General features: G+C 43.3%; 15 protein-coding genes. 7 read left to right on the top strand and 8 right to left on the bottom strand.

Features of this window, described 5'->3' with window-relative positions:
• Positions 1–63 precede the first annotated feature (63 nt).
• The 6 genes from epd to MHN81_RS00705 all read left to right on the top strand — a co-directional run bounded on the left by epd (position 64) and on the right by MHN81_RS00705 (position 7,261).
• The gene (gene epd, locus MHN81_RS00730) at positions 64–1,077 is read left to right on the top strand and encodes an erythrose-4-phosphate dehydrogenase (protein ID WP_023399793.1); all 1,014 of its coding nucleotides are present in this window, start codon (positions 64–66) and stop codon (positions 1,075–1,077) included.
• Positions 1,078–1,107: 30 nt separating this feature from the next.
• Positions 1,108–2,286, top strand: a complete 1,179-nt coding sequence (locus MHN81_RS00725) for a phosphoglycerate kinase (protein WP_023399794.1) — start codon at positions 1,108–1,110, stop codon at positions 2,284–2,286.
• Between the two features lie 148 nt (positions 2,287–2,434).
• Positions 2,435–3,499 (top strand): class II fructose-bisphosphate aldolase, encoded by a 1,065-nt coding sequence (fba, locus tag MHN81_RS00720; RefSeq protein ID WP_239424789.1) that lies wholly within the window; start codon positions 2,435–2,437, stop codon positions 3,497–3,499.
• 636 nt (positions 3,500–4,135) lie between these two features.
• Entirely contained in the window at positions 4,136–4,825 is a 690-nt protein-coding gene (gene phoB / locus MHN81_RS00715) for a phosphate regulon transcriptional regulator PhoB (protein ID WP_023399796.1), read from the top strand.
• Between the two features lie 61 nt (positions 4,826–4,886).
• Positions 4,887–6,215 (top strand): phosphate regulon sensor histidine kinase PhoR, encoded by a 1,329-nt coding sequence (gene phoR / locus MHN81_RS00710; protein ID WP_023399797.1) that lies wholly within the window; start codon positions 4,887–4,889, stop codon positions 6,213–6,215.
• A 77-nt stretch (positions 6,216–6,292) separates the two neighbouring features.
• The gene (locus MHN81_RS00705; RefSeq protein ID WP_036976419.1) at positions 6,293–7,261 is read left to right on the top strand and encodes a phosphate ABC transporter substrate-binding protein PstS family protein; all 969 of its coding nucleotides are present in this window, start codon (positions 6,293–6,295) and stop codon (positions 7,259–7,261) included.
• 89 nt (positions 7,262–7,350) lie between these two features.
• Here the strand turns inward: MHN81_RS00705 and MHN81_RS00700 are convergent, their stop codons facing one another.
• The 8 genes from MHN81_RS00700 to sfsA form a co-directional block, all read right to left on the bottom strand.
• Complete coding sequence (locus MHN81_RS00700) at positions 7,351–7,587, bottom strand: hypothetical protein (protein WP_343224722.1); 237 nt, start codon at positions 7,585–7,587, stop codon at positions 7,351–7,353.
• 199 nt (positions 7,588–7,786) lie between these two features.
• The gene (panC, locus tag MHN81_RS00695; protein ID WP_239424787.1) at positions 7,787–8,635 is read right to left on the bottom strand and encodes a pantoate--beta-alanine ligase; all 849 of its coding nucleotides are present in this window, start codon (positions 8,633–8,635) and stop codon (positions 7,787–7,789) included.
• Entirely contained in the window at positions 8,635–9,429 is a 795-nt protein-coding gene (gene panB / locus MHN81_RS00690; protein WP_023399801.1) for a 3-methyl-2-oxobutanoate hydroxymethyltransferase, read from the bottom strand. The genes panC and panB overlap by 1 nt, the downstream gene beginning before the upstream one ends.
• Positions 9,429–9,935: a 2-amino-4-hydroxy-6-hydroxymethyldihydropteridine diphosphokinase gene (gene folK / locus MHN81_RS00685; RefSeq protein WP_239424786.1), complete on the bottom strand. Its 507-nt coding sequence runs from the start codon at positions 9,933–9,935 to the stop codon at positions 9,429–9,431. Before folK ends, panB begins: the two co-directional genes overlap by 1 nt.
• Positions 9,932–11,353 (bottom strand): polynucleotide adenylyltransferase PcnB, encoded by a 1,422-nt coding sequence (gene pcnB / locus MHN81_RS00680; protein ID WP_239424916.1) that lies wholly within the window; start codon positions 11,351–11,353, stop codon positions 9,932–9,934. The genes folK and pcnB overlap by 4 nt, the downstream gene beginning before the upstream one ends.
• A 277-nt stretch (positions 11,354–11,630) precedes the next feature.
• Entirely contained in the window at positions 11,631–12,596 is a 966-nt protein-coding gene (gene gluQRS / locus MHN81_RS00675) for a tRNA glutamyl-Q(34) synthetase GluQRS (RefSeq protein ID WP_023399804.1), read from the bottom strand.
• A 45-nt stretch (positions 12,597–12,641) separates the two neighbouring features.
• Positions 12,642–13,085, bottom strand: coding sequence for an RNA polymerase-binding protein DksA (gene dksA / locus MHN81_RS00670; protein WP_023399805.1), 444 nt, complete (start codon positions 13,083–13,085; stop codon positions 12,642–12,644).
• Positions 13,086–13,248: 163 nt separating this feature from the next.
• Positions 13,249–13,956, bottom strand: a complete 708-nt coding sequence (sfsA, locus tag MHN81_RS00665; protein ID WP_023399806.1) for a DNA/RNA nuclease SfsA — start codon at positions 13,954–13,956, stop codon at positions 13,249–13,251.
• A gap of 82 nt (positions 13,957–14,038) precedes the next feature.
• Here sfsA and pepB point away from each other — a divergent pair, with 82 nt between their 5' ends.
• Complete coding sequence (gene pepB / locus MHN81_RS00660; protein ID WP_023399807.1) at positions 14,039–15,334, top strand: aminopeptidase PepB; 1,296 nt, start codon at positions 14,039–14,041, stop codon at positions 15,332–15,334.
• The last annotated feature ends 21 nt before the right edge of the window (positions 15,335–15,355 follow it).

Raw genomic sequence — 15,355 nt, 5'->3', positions numbered from 1 at the left:
GCCATCTTTACAAAGGAGTCTTGGTCACTTCTTTTTGCATTTAAAAAATGGGTCTTCTAGTTAATGACAATCAAACTGGCAATCAATGGTTTTGGTCGCATAGGTCGCAATATTGTCCGAGCCCTCTTTGAGTCTGGGCGCCACAACGAATTTCAAATCGTCGCTATTAATGAGTTGGCAGATCCGGAAGGGATCGCACATTTAATGAAATATGACACATCACATGGTCGTTTTTCTTTTCCCGTAACTCTTAATAAGCCCTATCTAGAAGTTGCCGAACAACAAATTCAAATTTTTAACGAGCAAGACCCGAGTCATTTACCCTGGCATGCATTAGATATTGACGTTGTGTTGGAGTGCACTGGCGTGTATCACTCGAGGCAACATGCAGAAGCACACTTGGCCGCAGGGGCAAAAAAAGTACTATTTTCGCACCCAGCAGATGCCGATGTAGATGAGACAATTGTCTACGGTATTAACGAAGATAATTTACGCGCTGCGCACACAATTGTGTCAAATGGTTCATGTACAACGAACTGTATTGTTCCTGTCATTAAAGTATTAGATGATGCTTTTGGTATTGAGTCTGGTGCGATTACCACTATTCATGCGTCGATGCATGACCAGCAAGTGATTGACGCATATCATAAAGATTTGCGAAGAACGCGCGCAGCAAGCCAGTCTATTATACCTGTTGATACCAAGCTTGCGCGTGGTATTGAGCGAATATTACCTAAATTTCATGGTCGCTTTGAAGCAATCGCTGTCAGAGTACCTACAATTAATGTGACTGCAATGGACTTAAGTGTGTCGTTGCAAAGCGATGTCACATTGGAACAAGTTAATCAAGTATTGGAACAAGCTGCCTCTGGCAGGCTACATGGAATCCTAGATTACACCGAAGAGCCTTTGGTTTCGGTTGATTTTAATCATGATCCACACTCCAGTATTATTGATGGCACCCAGACCCGAGTGAGCCATAAACGCTTGGTGAAGGTGTTAGTTTGGTGTGATAACGAGTGGGGTTTCGCAAACCGCATGCTCGACACCGCAATGGCAATGATCAAAGCCTCTTAATTTTAGTATCGTTCTTTTAAGGAGATGTCCATGTCAGTCATCAAGATGGCGGATTTAGATTTAAACGGCAAACGCGTGCTTATTCGTGAAGATTTGAACGTGCCAGTGAAAGACGGAAAAGTAACGTCTGACGCACGTATCAGAGCATCGTTGCCAACCATTAAATTGGCACTGGAAAAAGGCGCCAAAGTAATGGTTATGTCTCATCTAGGTCGCCCAACGGAAGGGGAATACGATGCTCAGTATTCGCTTCAGCCAGTTGTTGATTATCTAAATGAAGTACTTGAACAAAACGTCAGATTAGTCACAGATTACCTAGATGGTGTTGAAGTTGCTGATAACGAAGTGGTTGTTTTTGAAAATGTACGCTTTAATAAAGGTGAAAAGAAAAACGACGAAGCACTTTCTAAGCAGTTAGCTGCACTGTGTGATATTTATGTAATGGATGCGTTTGGTACAGCTCACCGTGCGCAAGCGTCAACGCATGGCGTTGGCTTATTCGCCGATGTAGCATGTGCAGGACCATTACTGGCTGCGGAGCTTGATGCTCTTGGTAAAGCGCTTGATAACCCTGCTCGCCCATTAGTGGCAATTGTAGGTGGCTCAAAAGTGTCAACTAAACTAACTGTATTAGATTCACTTTCAACGGTTGTCGATCAACTTGTTACTGGTGGTGGTATTGCAAATACATTTATCGCGGCGTCAGGTAGCCCTGTAGGCAAATCTTTGTATGAAGAAGAGTTAATTCCTGAAGCGCAAAAGCTAAGTGCTGCAGCTGAAGCGAACGATGGCGCAATTCCAGTGCCAACCGATGTTGTTGTTGGTAAGGAATTCTCTGAAACAGCCGTTGCAGTGATCAAAGATGCGTCTGAAGTTGAAAGCGATGACATGATTTTCGACATTGGTCCAAATACAGCAATTGAGCTGGCGAAAATTATTGAGCAAGCTGGCACTGTGGTTTGGAATGGCCCAGTTGGTGTCTTTGAATTTGATCAATTTGGTAATGGTACAGAAGCCATTGCACATGCGATTGCTAAGTCAAAAGCATTTTCAATTGCTGGTGGCGGTGACACGTTAGCAGCTATTGATAAATATGGTGTTGGCGATGAAATATCGTATATCTCAACTGGCGGTGGTGCTTTCTTAGAGTTTTTAGAAGGCAAAAAATTACCAGCGGTTGATATGCTAGAGCAAAGAGCAAAAGCATAAAAATTTGTGGGGGCCTTTGGCCTCCAGCTATTAATTTAAACACTCTCTCACTCTTTGTTTAGGTTAATAGAGGTTGTGATCCAACCAAACTAAATCTACCCCGTTCAAATAGATAGCCAAGAGCTATCAAAAATTGGAGAAAAGCAATATGGCTTTAATCAGTATGCGTCAACTTCTCGATCATGCGGCTGAGAATGGATACGGCGTTCCTGCCTTTAATGTGAATAACCAAGAGCAAATGCGCGCAATTATGGAAGCGGCTGACAAAACAAACAGCCCAGTAATTGTACAAGGTTCTGCGGGTGCAAGAGCCTATGCTGGTGCACCATTTATTCGCCATATGATTTTAGCTGCTGTTGATGAGTGGCCACATATCCCTGTTGTTATGCACCAAGATCACGGTACATCTCCGGCGGTTTGTCAACGCTCGATTCAATTAGGTTTTTCATCAGTGATGATGGATGGTTCATTACTTGATGATGGTAAAACACCGTCAACGTATGAGTACAATGTTGATGTAACACGCCGCACAGTTGAAATGGCCCATGCCTGTGGTGTATCTGTTGAAGGTGAGCTAGGTGTTTTAGGCTCGCTTGAAACTGGCGAAGCGGGTGAAGAAGATGGTATCGGTGCTGTTGGTAAATTGACGCAAGATCAGCTTCTTACAGACCCAGAAGAAGCGGCTGATTTCGTCAAGAAAACGGGTGTTGACGCATTAGCTATCGCTTGTGGCACGTCACACGGTGCATACAAATTTACTCGTCCACCTACGGGCGATATCCTTGCAATCAACCGAATCAAAGAGATCCACGCACGTATTCCGGATACACACTTAGTAATGCACGGCTCTTCATCTGTACCTCAAGAGTGGCTTGCTGTGATCAATGAGTTTGGCGGTGAAATCCCAGAAACTTACGGTGTGCCAGTAGAGCAGATCGTTGAAGGGATCAAACACGGTGTTCGTAAAGTAAATATCGACACGGATCTACGTTTGGCTGCAACTGGTGCTATTCGTCGCCACTTAGCACACAATCCTGCTAACTTTGATCCTCGTAAATACCTAGCGGAAGCGACTAAAGCGATGACAGAGATCTGTATTGCACGTTACGAAGCGTTTGGTACAGCTGGTCAAGCATCTAAGATCAAGCCAATTTCACTAGATGACATGCATGTGAAATACCTATCTGGTGAGCTTGCTCCAAAAGTAAAATAAGATACTAATTTTAAATAACTAAGCCCCAATAGGGGCTTTTTTTATGGGTGTTTGTTTTACGCCGGTGGTCATACTGAGTGTACTTTGGTGCTAGACGGTCAGTGATAATTGATAGATCTCTTGTTGGGATCAGTTTTCTACCAAGTTGCGCAATGTCGGATCACAAGTTTACCAACATCAGTGTTTAGGGATCAGATTTTTACTAGCAAGTTCGTGTTGTGATCGTAATTTAGTGGGTGCTTTGATCAGAATGTGAGATATGTGGACCAAAAGATCAATGACTTACATGTAGTTTATAGGGGAACGTGCGATCATAGTAGGTATAATAGTGATCCCAAAATGATCCTCTAAGTAAGATAGTGATCTCGTGTGCTGTCACTTAGAAAAATAATGATCCGTGCTGGATTACATGATCTTAATAATTTTTTAATTGAAACCAAGATCGCAAATAAACCTGTTTATTCGATGCTAAATCACGCTATTTGCTGATAAATTAGGAACAAATGAGTTCTAACTCATTGAAACTGTGTTCTAGAGAAATGAATTAAGGTTATATTATCGGGTAACCTTTCATAAAACTGTCATACTTAGTCATAATAATGAAACCGACTTCGGTAACGTAAGAGATAAATGGGAATGTCACGTAGAGTACTAGTAGTTGATGACGAAGCACCAATAAGAGAAATGTTGGTGTTTGTGTTAGAACAGAATGGCTTTCAAGCAATTGAAGCTGAAGACTATGATTCAGCGATTGCAGCCATGGTAGAGCCATACCCAGATATGGTGCTCCTGGATTGGATGTTACCTGGTGGTAGCGGTATCCAAATTGCGAAAAAGTTTAAGCAAAGTGAGTATACTCGTCAGATCCCTATCATCATGCTAACAGCGCGTGGTGAAGAGGAAGACAAGGTTAAAGGATTAGAAGTAGGTGCAGATGACTACGTGACTAAGCCTTTTTCACCAAAAGAGCTCATGGCAAGAATAAAAGCAGTGATGCGTCGAGTGTCGCCAACTTCTTTAGAAGAAGCGATAGAAGTTCACGGCTTAAGGCTTGATCCTATTTCGCATCGTGTTACGTCTGCGGGGAATGAACTTGAAATGGGGCCAACCGAGTTTAGGTTGCTACATTTCTTTATGACTCACCCAGAGCGTGTATATAGCCGTGAACAACTGCTTGACCACGTATGGGGCACGAACGTGTATGTTGAGGACCGTACGGTAGACGTACATATTCGACGCCTAAGAAAAGCGATTGCACCTCTTGGACATGACAGGCTAGTGCAAACTGTGCGTGGCGCAGGCTATCGTTTTTCTAGTAAAGTATAAAGCATTAATAAGTGCGCTGTGGTAGCGTTATCCTAGCGCTTAATCTTTAGGATCATTTTATATGTATAGAGTGATTGATAAACAGGCGTTGCTAAAACGCCTGTTTTTGTATTTTCTGCCTCTTACCCTCATCGGTATTTTACTTGGTGCACCATTTGTATTGTTATTTTTGGGCGCCTCAGTTCTACTTTTTTGGCATTTTAAACAACTGTATAAGCTGAGCGACTGGTTGATCAACCAGCGTAGCTTTAATCCGCCAGAAGGATCCGGCGCGTGGGAGCAAATTTTTGAAGGGATCTATCATCTTCAGCATCGCAATCGCAAAAAGCGTAATGAACTCGCAGCATTGATCCGCCGTTTTCGTGAAGGTGCAGAAGCGGTTCCCGATGCCGTTATCGTGATGCAGCAGGATCTCAGTATTATTTGGTGTAACCAGTTGGCACTTAAGATCTTAGGTTTGCAATGGCCGACAGATCATGGTCAACGTTTAGATAACTTGATCCGCGATCCTAAATTCGTTAAATACATGCAAGATCATGACTTCACCGATCCATTAGAACTTGAAAGTGGTCATAACGCAGAGCGCGTATTAGAGTTTCGTGTTATGCCGTATGCAGAGCAATTGATGATGGTGGTGCGAGATATATCACGATTAAAGAAATTGGAGCAAATGCGCAAAGATTTTGTTGCCAATGTATCTCATGAATTGCGTACACCACTCACTGTGGTAACTGGTTACCTCGAAATGATGGAAGGGGATCAGGTGCCACCTCCGGCGATCTGGCAAAAAGCACAGTTGACAATGATCGAGCAGTGTAAGCGTATGGACAGCTTGGTCAATCAACTGTTATCTTTATCGAGAATTGAAGGAGATAGAGACCAAGCTAACGATAAAGCGGTTAATGTGCCAGGAATGCTGCAATTGATCCACACAGAAGCACGTTCGCTAAATCAAGATAAACACCACGAGATTGAATTTAATGTTGATGAAACATTGGATATTAAGGGGTGTATTGATGAGCTGCGTAGTGCATTTTCTAATTTGGTCTTTAATGCCATTCACTACACCAAGCCCAATGGCAAAATTGTGGTCACATGGAGCTTAGACGGTGAGCGTCCAGCATTTTCTGTTACCGACAACGGTGACGGTATCGCGTCAGAGCATATTAATCGCTTGACCGAGCGTTTTTATCGTGTTGATAAGGCGCGCAGTCGCAAAACAGGCGGTTCAGGTCTTGGGCTGGCGATCACTAAACATGTATTGAGTCGACATGACTCGAATTTGGAGATCTCGAGTAAATTGGGTGAAGGGTCGTGCTTTTCTTTCTCTTTTCCAAAGGAAAAACGCATTTTTATGACAGTCTCTGATAGTCATAAAAGTGTCATTTAATGGTAATTTTATTGTAATTTGCTGAGCGCACAATGAGTCTCAGTAATCAAATGGGAAGAACAATTGGAGTGACCCAAATGAAATTTAAAAGCTTAGTTGCCGCAATGGGTGTGGCTGTAACAACATTGGTATCAACGCAAGTGGCTGCACTTGACAAACAACTACCAGAGTACAACAAAACCAGCGGTATCTCAGGTAACTTTTCATCTGTGGGTTCAGATACACTTGCAAACATGATGACGTTTTGGGCTGAAGAGTACAAGCGTATTTACCCTAACGTAAATATTCAGATCCAAGCAGCTGGTTCTTCAACTGCGCCTCCAGCTTTAACTGAAGCGACAGCAAACTTTGGCCCAATGAGCCGTAAGATGAAGTCGAAAGAAATCGAAGCGTTTGAAAAGCGCTATGGTTACAAGCCAACTGAAGTACGCGTTGCGATCGATGCTTTGGCTGTATTCGTACATAAAGACAACCCAATTAAAGGTCTTCGCATTGACCAAGTTGACTCAATTTTCTCTTCTACACGTAAGTGTGGTGGTGACAAGCAAGTTAATCGTTGGAGTGATGTTGGCCTAAATGGTGATTGGGCAGCAAAAGACATTCAGCTTTATGGTCGTAACTCAGTGTCAGGTACATACGGTTACTTCAAGAAAAAAGCACTGTGTAAAGGTGACTTCAGAAACAACGTAAACGAGCAGCCAGGTTCTGCATCTGTTGTACAGTCTATCTCTTCATCTGTGAATGCAATCGGTTACTCAGGTATCGGTTATAAGACATCAGGTGTACGTACTGTACCACTGACTAAGAAAGGCGAAAACTTTGTCGATGCAACGTTAGAAAACGTAGCTGCTGGTAGATATCCGCTATCTCGTTTCCTATACGTTTACGTGAATAAGCACCCAAATAAGCCTCTTTCTCCAATCGAAGCAGAATTCTTGAAGATGGTACTATCTAAAGAAGGTCAGAAAATTGTAGAAAAAGACGGTTATGTGCCACTGACGAACAGAATGGCAAGCCGTGAGCTTAAGAAGCTAGGTCTTCTATAACTCATTAAACATAAAGAAAAAGCCGCTCGTATGAGCGGCTTTTTTATTTATACATATTAACAACTCAGGGCTGAGTTAGATTTAATTTATCAGTATTGTGCGGTGCGTATTTTCGTTAGCTCTTCAACTTGCGCTTTGCAGGTATTATAACGCTCAATGCATTCACCGCTGCATATCTGTCTTGTCATGGTCTGTTCGGTAGAGCTAAGTGAGCAGTTTTGTTCACACTGAAAGTTTTGTTGAGCACACTGGGTGAGCTCAGGTGAATTTTGTTGGTTACTACAAGCGACTAAAGTAACCAAAAACAGTGGCAGCGCAAATCTCATAGTCATTCCTATTATTTTGCAGATAGAGAGTAAAATGTACGATTTTAATGTTCTAGTACAATGTTAAACTTAGCATATATTTACAATGAACAGTGGGGAAAGGGCGGTATTATTACGGCTTTTCTTGGTATTACATTGATAACAAATACCTCACGGGCACAAAAAAACGCCCTTAACAGGCGCTTTTTTATCTCTTAGGTTAATTAACAACTTGTATATTATCTATTAACCTTACACTGCCTAAAAATGCAGCTGCTAATACGACAAAGTGCTCATCGCTTTGCTGCGCGGGCTTGAGTGTATCTCTATGTGCAATCGAAAAGTAGTCTGGTTTGAGGCCTGCTTGCTCTAGCTCAGATTTAGCTTCACTTTCCAAATTATCAAATTGACGGACGCCCGATTTCAGTGCGGCAGCCGTTTGTGATAATACTTTGTAAAGTACTTTAGCGACGTCTTTTTCTTGTTCTGACAAGTAGCCGTTACGCGAACTCATAGCCAGACCTGTCACTTCCCTTTGTGTTGGTACGCCAATAATTTCAATTGGCATAGACAAGTCGTGCACCATGGTTTTGATAACTTGTAACTGCTGGTAGTCTTTTTCACCAAAACAAGCAAAGTCAGGTTGGACTAAGTTAAACAGCTTAGTTACCACAGTGGCAACCCCCCTGAAATGTCCTTCACGCGCACCGCCGCAATAACCTTCAGATACACCGGGTACATCGACAAAGCTTTGCGTCGCTAGTCCATTTGGGTAAATTGTTTCAACACTGGGTGTGAACACAATATCAGTCCCAAGCTCTGCAAGCCCTTGTTTGTCTTGAACAAGCGTACGCGGGTAGCTATCTAAATCTTCATTTTTACCAAATTGCATTGGGTTAACAAAAATGCTGACTACGACTTTATCTGCCAGCGTCTTGGCCTTTTCAACTAAAGAAAAATGACCTTGGTGCAGATTGCCCATCGTAGGCACAAAGGCAATACTGTGTCCTTGTTGACGCCAAGCTTTAACTTGACTGCGTAATGACTTTATTTCGGTGATTGATTGCATTAGTTAAACTCGTGTTCTGAACTTGGAAATGCGCCTGATTTAACATCGTCACAGAACTTTTTAACAGCGTCTTGCATATTGCCGGTTTCTGCTAAAAAGTTTTTAGAAAATTTCGGAATGTAGCCAGCAGAAATACCAACTAGATCGTGCATAACTAGGATTTGACCATCCACTTCTTTACCTGCGCCAATGCCAATAACAGGAATATTGACCGCTTCAGTTATACGTTTAGCCAGATCGGAAGGGATACACTCAATAACCAACATCTGTGCACCAGCAGATTCAAGGGCCTGTGCATCGGCAATCATTTGCAATGCTTGCTGCTCCTCGCGACCTTGTATCTTGAAGCCGCCAAAGACGTGAACTGACTGAGGTGTGAGACCTAAGTGACCACACACAGGGATCCCTTGCTGTGTAAGCAGTTTAATTGACTCTGCTAGCCAAGTACCACCTTCCAGTTTGACCATATTAGCACCGCTGCGCATAAGTTTTGCAGCATTTTCGCAGGCTTGTGCCGGGTTTGAGTAACTCATAAATGGCATATCAGCGACGACAAACAGTTCTCTACTGCCAGCTCTTACACTGCGAGTGTGGTAGGCAATCTCTTCAGTAGTTACGCCGAGTGTGTCATCGGCACCTTGCAATACCATGCCCAATGAGTCACCAACTAAAACCACATCAACGCCATTGTCATAAAAAAGCTTCGCAAAGCTGGCATCGTACGCCGTTAATGCTGTGATTTTTTCACCTTGTTGTTTCTTCTTTGCCAAGGTTGAAACCGAAACTTTTGCCATTAATGTGTCTCCTTTGTATCTGTGTTAGGCAGCGCTGTTAAGCCATTTTTTGGCAATTTATCAGCCACACTTTTAAGTGTTGTTCCATCGGGTAATTGAAGTTGAGATGCTATTTCCATTAATGGGAATACCACAAATTCTCTGTCACATAGGCCGTAATGAGGTACTGTTAAACGTTCAGTGGCAATGGTTTCTTCGTTAAACAAAAGGATATCTAAGTCCAGTGTTCTGGGGCCCCAACGTTCGTCTTTACGTACTCTGCCTTGGCGCAATTCAATCTCTTGAAGCTGGTCTAACAGTGCTTCGGGTTTAAGCGATGTTGAAAACCTAGCCACTGCGTTAACATAATCTGGCTGGTCCTGTGGGCCCATAGGTTTTGAACTATAAAAACTCGATACAACCAGATCGTTAAAGTCTGGGTGCGTGTTTAAGGCATTTACAGCCTGAATTAACTGTGCTTGGGGATCGACCAAATTCGCCCCAAGCCCGATATACACTATATTCATGAATCTTGCTTTGGCTTTCTACGAGGCTTATTACGGTAACGGCGTTTTGGACGATCTTTTTGTCCAAGGTTTTTGACCATTTCTTTTTGCCCGCCGACATCTTGTTTAAGGTATTCTGTCCACCAATCAGCGAGCGGCTGTTGGTCGGATTCACCACTTTCAACACGTAATAGTAAAAAGTCATACGAGGCTTTAAACTTGGGTTGAAGACTCAAACGGTAAGCTCGCTGGCCACTGCGTCTATCTAAACGTTGCTGAATATGCCAAATATCGCGGGCACCCAGTGTAAACCGTTTTGGAACAGCAACACGTTGTGCATTTTCGCTTAATACCTGACTGATGGCTTGCATAAACGCATCGTATTCTGAAATGCCCTGCTGTTCTAACAATGCGGCGCGTTTGCGCAATGGGAACCAAAGTAAGGCGGCGTAAATAAACGCAGGCGTCACTTTTTTATTGTTATTTATGCGAGCATCTGTGTTAGCAAACATTTGCTGGATAAAACGTCTTTCAAACTCACTGTCCTCTTGCGCCAAAATTTCTTCAAGAGTTGGAAACAGCTGTTTGAATAGGCCTAACTCTCTGAGCATTAAAAAGTTAGCTTCTGCTTTACCACCTAAAAACAGCTTGAGGGTTTCTTCAAACAATCTTGCCGGTGGGATATTCCCAAGCAGCGGTGATAACTCAGTGATAGGTGTGAGCGTTGCAGGCGCAATCTCCATATCTAACTTGGTAGCAAAGCGAACCGCACGTAGCATACGCACTGGATCTTCACGATAACGGGTTTCTGGATCACCGATTAGCTCAATACGCCTTGCCTTGATGGCTTCAATGCCGCCAGCAAAATCGCGTACACCAAAATCATTGACGGAGTAATATAACGCGTTGATTGAGAAGTCTCTGCGCTGAGCATCTTCTTCGATGGTGCCGTAGACGTTATCGCGCAGTAACTGCCCCTGTTCGCTTGCCTTACTTGTCGGATCATCTTCACCATTCGATAGGTGGTGGCCGCGCATTGTCGCAACTTCAATAACTTCACGCCCAAATACGATGTGGGCAAGTCTGAAGCGACGACCAATAAGTCGACAATTTCTAAATAGGCGTTTAACTTCTTCAGGTGTTGCGTTTGTGACAACGTCAAAGTCTTTTGGCTCAATCCCTAACAAAATATCCCGAATACAACCACCGACAAGGTAAGCGTCATAGCCGCCATCTTTTAATCGATATAACACTTTGATTGCATTGGGGCTAAATTGTTTTCGTGAGATATTGTGCTCACTACGCGGAATAATTTGAGGTGTTAATTTTGCCTCAACTATCCCCTTAGTTTGCTTGGCGCCAACAATTTGCCTACACAACTTGAATATTTTAGAAATAATAACCACTCTCCTACTACTTTGAGTCCCCACCCGCAGCATCATTTGTACAGATATTTTTTGCTCGCACTGCGCTTTATTTTTTCTAAAGTGTAGGCGAGATCATAAGGCTCGCTATCATATACTCAAATGTACTGAAATTGAAGTTTCAGACGTGAATTAGCGATTAAATTTTCAACCAATTAACGCTCTACGAATTGTAACTTTGTTACATCGAGTTATTTTCATAACATCAATAACCAATCTCAATATATCTTCACGATACTGGGTACTTCATTCTGGGTTTTATTTAGCAGTATTTGGAACGTAATGCTCGGGGTTATAACGGTGTGAATTGGTAGTCCGTTGAGCTGAGTTGAGTGACCTGAATTTCTTTGTTTTTTGGTAACTGTACATCATGGTATGCCGCTGTCGCCCATGTGAGTAATTCAGTTACATCATCAATGTGATGTAGTTCAATTTTATTGAAGCCCAAAAATGCCAGTGCGGCTTTAAGTGCGGGTAGGGGAGCGTTGTTGTCAATGGCTGGGGCATAGTTTTGCTTGGATAACTTGAACCCTGGCTGTGCGACGGCGAGCGGAACATGCATATAGTGTGGTGGCTTTTTTGCAAGTTGTTGAAACAGACTAAGCTGTCTTGCGGTCGGTTCAAGTAGGTCTGCACCGCGCACAACATGGCTGATTTGCTGTTCTATGTCATCCACAACCACGACAAGTTGATAGGCGTACAAACCATCTCGGCGCTTTACGATATAGTCTTCTTGCGCGACTTGATCGGGTATGACTATATGACCCTGTAGAGCATCTTCAAACTGGTGAATTGGGAAATTTTGCTTTAGGCGTAACGCATTGTTTTCAAAAACATGGTTGGTCGTGCGGCAATGGTTGTCATAAAAGCCTCCACGCTGTTTGATTTGCTTACGAGTGCAGACGCACGCATAGACTTCACCGGTTGAAGCCAGTGAGTGGAGCACTTCTTGATATAACTCATGCCTTTGGCTTTGGTAAATTATGTCACCATCCCAGTGTAAGCCATAAGCTTCAAGGGTGGTTAAAATGGCATCTGCCGCACCACTTACAACACGTGGTGTGTCAATGTCTTCCATTCGAACTAGCCATTGCCCTTGGTTGGCTTTGGCATCAAGGTAGCTGGTAAGTGCCGCAATTAACGAACCAAAATGCAGTGGTCCTGACGGGGAGGGCGCAAAGCGTCCGCGATAAACTGAAGACGCACCCAGAGCATGTAAATTATTCTGCTCTGGGCCTTTTTTTTGTGGGGTCTGCATAACTGATGAGCTTAACCTATGGTTTATACAGGTTTTTACTCGGGTTTAACCTCGACCCTGCTGTTTTTCTTTGATTTCAGCAAGTGTTTTACAATCCACGCACAAATCTGCGGTAGGACGTGCTTCTAAGCGACGAATACCAATCTCGATGCCACATGAATTACAGAAACCGAAGTCATCTTCTTCAATCAGCTGTAGCGTCTTTTCAATTTTCTTGATCAGCTTACGCTCTCGGTCACGTGTACGCAGTTCAAGAGAGAACTCTTCTTCTTGCGCTGCACGGTCGACAGGATCAGGGAAATTTGCCGCTTCATCTTGCATGTGGTTCATGGTGCGATCAACTTCATTGCGAAGATCGTTACGCCACGCTTCTAATATTTTTTTGAAATGAGCTAGCTGCGCCTCGCCCATGTATTCTTCGCCCGGCTTTTCTTGGTAAGGTTCTAAACCGGCCTGAGCCAATAACCCTAGTTTTTTCTGGTCTGGCATAGCATTCTCCTAAATCCTTAATAAACAACCCCAGCTAACGCCGGCGGCTATAAATAGCAAAATCTTCAACCCTTAGCAAACACTTTTTGCTTCGTCCCTGTTCTAAAACAAGCCGTTGGACTGAAGTTTTAACGGCAGATATATGAGGGTGAAGTTTTTTTTTTCAAGTATCTAGTACAGATACTTGTTTAATAACCTTGACCTCGTTAGGGGTAACTTGTGCTTTATATGCATATATTTCAACCCCTTCGCTTTTTGCCTCAGCCAATAATTGGGCATATTTTTTATCAATATGCTCAGCTGCTTTGACCGATTCAATGCCGTTGTGCATAACAATAAATAATAGCACGGCGCGTTGGTGATTATTTTTTATATGTATCAACTCTCTGAGGTGCTTTTGCCCTCTGGTTGTTTCTGTGTCAGGGAAATAGCCTTGGTCACCTTCTAACAGTGTGACCGACTTGACCTCAACATAACAATCTGGTTGTTGGGGTGATGAGAGTAATATATCAATACGGCTATTTTCATTGCCATACTTTACTTCGCTGGCGATATTTTCATAGTCATTCAATTGTGAAATGACCCCGGCTTGAATAGCCTCATAGGCAACTTTGTTTGCCACTCCAGTATTGACACAAATGAGGTGGCCTTGGCCATCTTCGGTTAATTCAAGTGAATGTGCATACTTGCGCTTCTTATTGTTGCTGGTCGAGTAGTAGGCTTTAAAACCACTGTCGGCACACCCTGTCATCTTGCCAGTATTTGCACAGTGCACGGTAAACGTTTCACCATCTTCTTTGTGCAAGTCGACTAAAAATCGTTTATAGCGCTTGAGCAAAGTAGCGCTTTGAAGTTGGGATGAAAATTTCATAGTTTAGTCGCATTCGTTTTGGGGCTCTGTGATTGCTAGTGTACACTGACTAGCAACTACAAGCGTAAGAGTGAAAACCTATATGTCTGATAAATTTATTGTTCGCTTAAGTGAACAAGCGCCAGCTGCACACTGGGGCAATAATGCATCGCTGTCTTTTGATGAGCAAGGTGCAACCATTCATTTAGCTGAGCAAGAAACCCTAAAGCATATTCAAAAAGCGGCTCGTAGCCTAGCACAACAGGGGATCCCTGCGGTAGCGTTAAGTGGCGAAGCTTGGTGTACAGAATCTCAATGGGCCTTTTATCAGGGCTTTGTTAGCCCTAAACAACTTGATCCAGTTACTTTTGTTGAAAACGCACAATCAGATTTAAATGAGTTACAGGCGTTGAAGCAATCCGCAACTTGGATGCGCCAAATGATCAATGGCACAGCTGAAGATATTTATCCAGAAAGCTTAGCGGGTAAAGCAGCTGAATTTATTCAGTCTTTAGCTCCAGAGCACGTCAGCTATCAAATTATCAAAGGCGATGCGTTACTAGAACACCAATGGATAGGGATCCATGAAGTAGGCCGTGGTAGCGAAAGAGCGCCAGTACTACTTGAGTTAGACTTTAACCCAACAGGTGACGAAGATGCGCCAGTTAGCGCGGCGCTTGTCGGTAAAGGCATTACTTTTGATTCGGGTGGTTATTCAATCAAACCGAGCGAAGGGATGTTGACCATGAAATGCGATATGGGCGGTGCTGCAACAGTAACTGCTGGTCTTGCATTGGCAATTCAACGTGGTATTGAAAAGCGCATTAAATTGTTCTTATGTTGTGCGGAAAACCTTATTTCAGGTCATGCATATAAACTGGGCGATATTTTAACGTACAAAAATGGCACGACTGTTGAGATCGTGAACACGGATGCAGAAGGTCGTCTGGTACTGGCAGATGGTTTGATGGCGGCTGGTGAAACTGGTGCACCTCTGATCATTGATGCAGCAACACTAACTGGTGCAGCTTTAATGGCTGTAGGCCAAGAGTACAATGCTTTATTTGGTCTTGATAAAGAGCTAGTTAGTGAGGTTCAGCAGTTCGCAAGCGAAGAGTTTGAAGCTGCTTGGCCATTGCCACTGGAAAAATGGCACCAAAATAACTGTCCTTCTGCATATGCAGACACTGCAAATAGCCGAGCTCAAAAGGGTGGTGGTTTTGGCGGTGCGTCTAACGCCGCTGGTTTCTTATCGCGCTTTGTGCCAAATGAAGGGCAAGGTTGGGTGCATATAGACTTAGCTGGTTGTTTCCAAAATAATGCGGGTGCTCAGTGGGCGTCAGGTGCGACGACAATGGGTATGCGAACTGTTGCTCGTACACTAATTGCAAAAGTGTAAGCCATAAAGAAAAGCCTCTTT

Origin of the sequence: Pseudoalteromonas sp. Of7M-16 (assembly GCF_022347805.1) — a bacterium.
Classification (GTDB): domain Bacteria; phylum Pseudomonadota; class Gammaproteobacteria; order Enterobacterales; family Alteromonadaceae; genus Pseudoalteromonas; species Pseudoalteromonas luteoviolacea_F.
The sequence above is the reverse complement of the archived record's forward strand: the minus strand, read 5'-3'. Positions and strand labels throughout refer to the sequence as shown.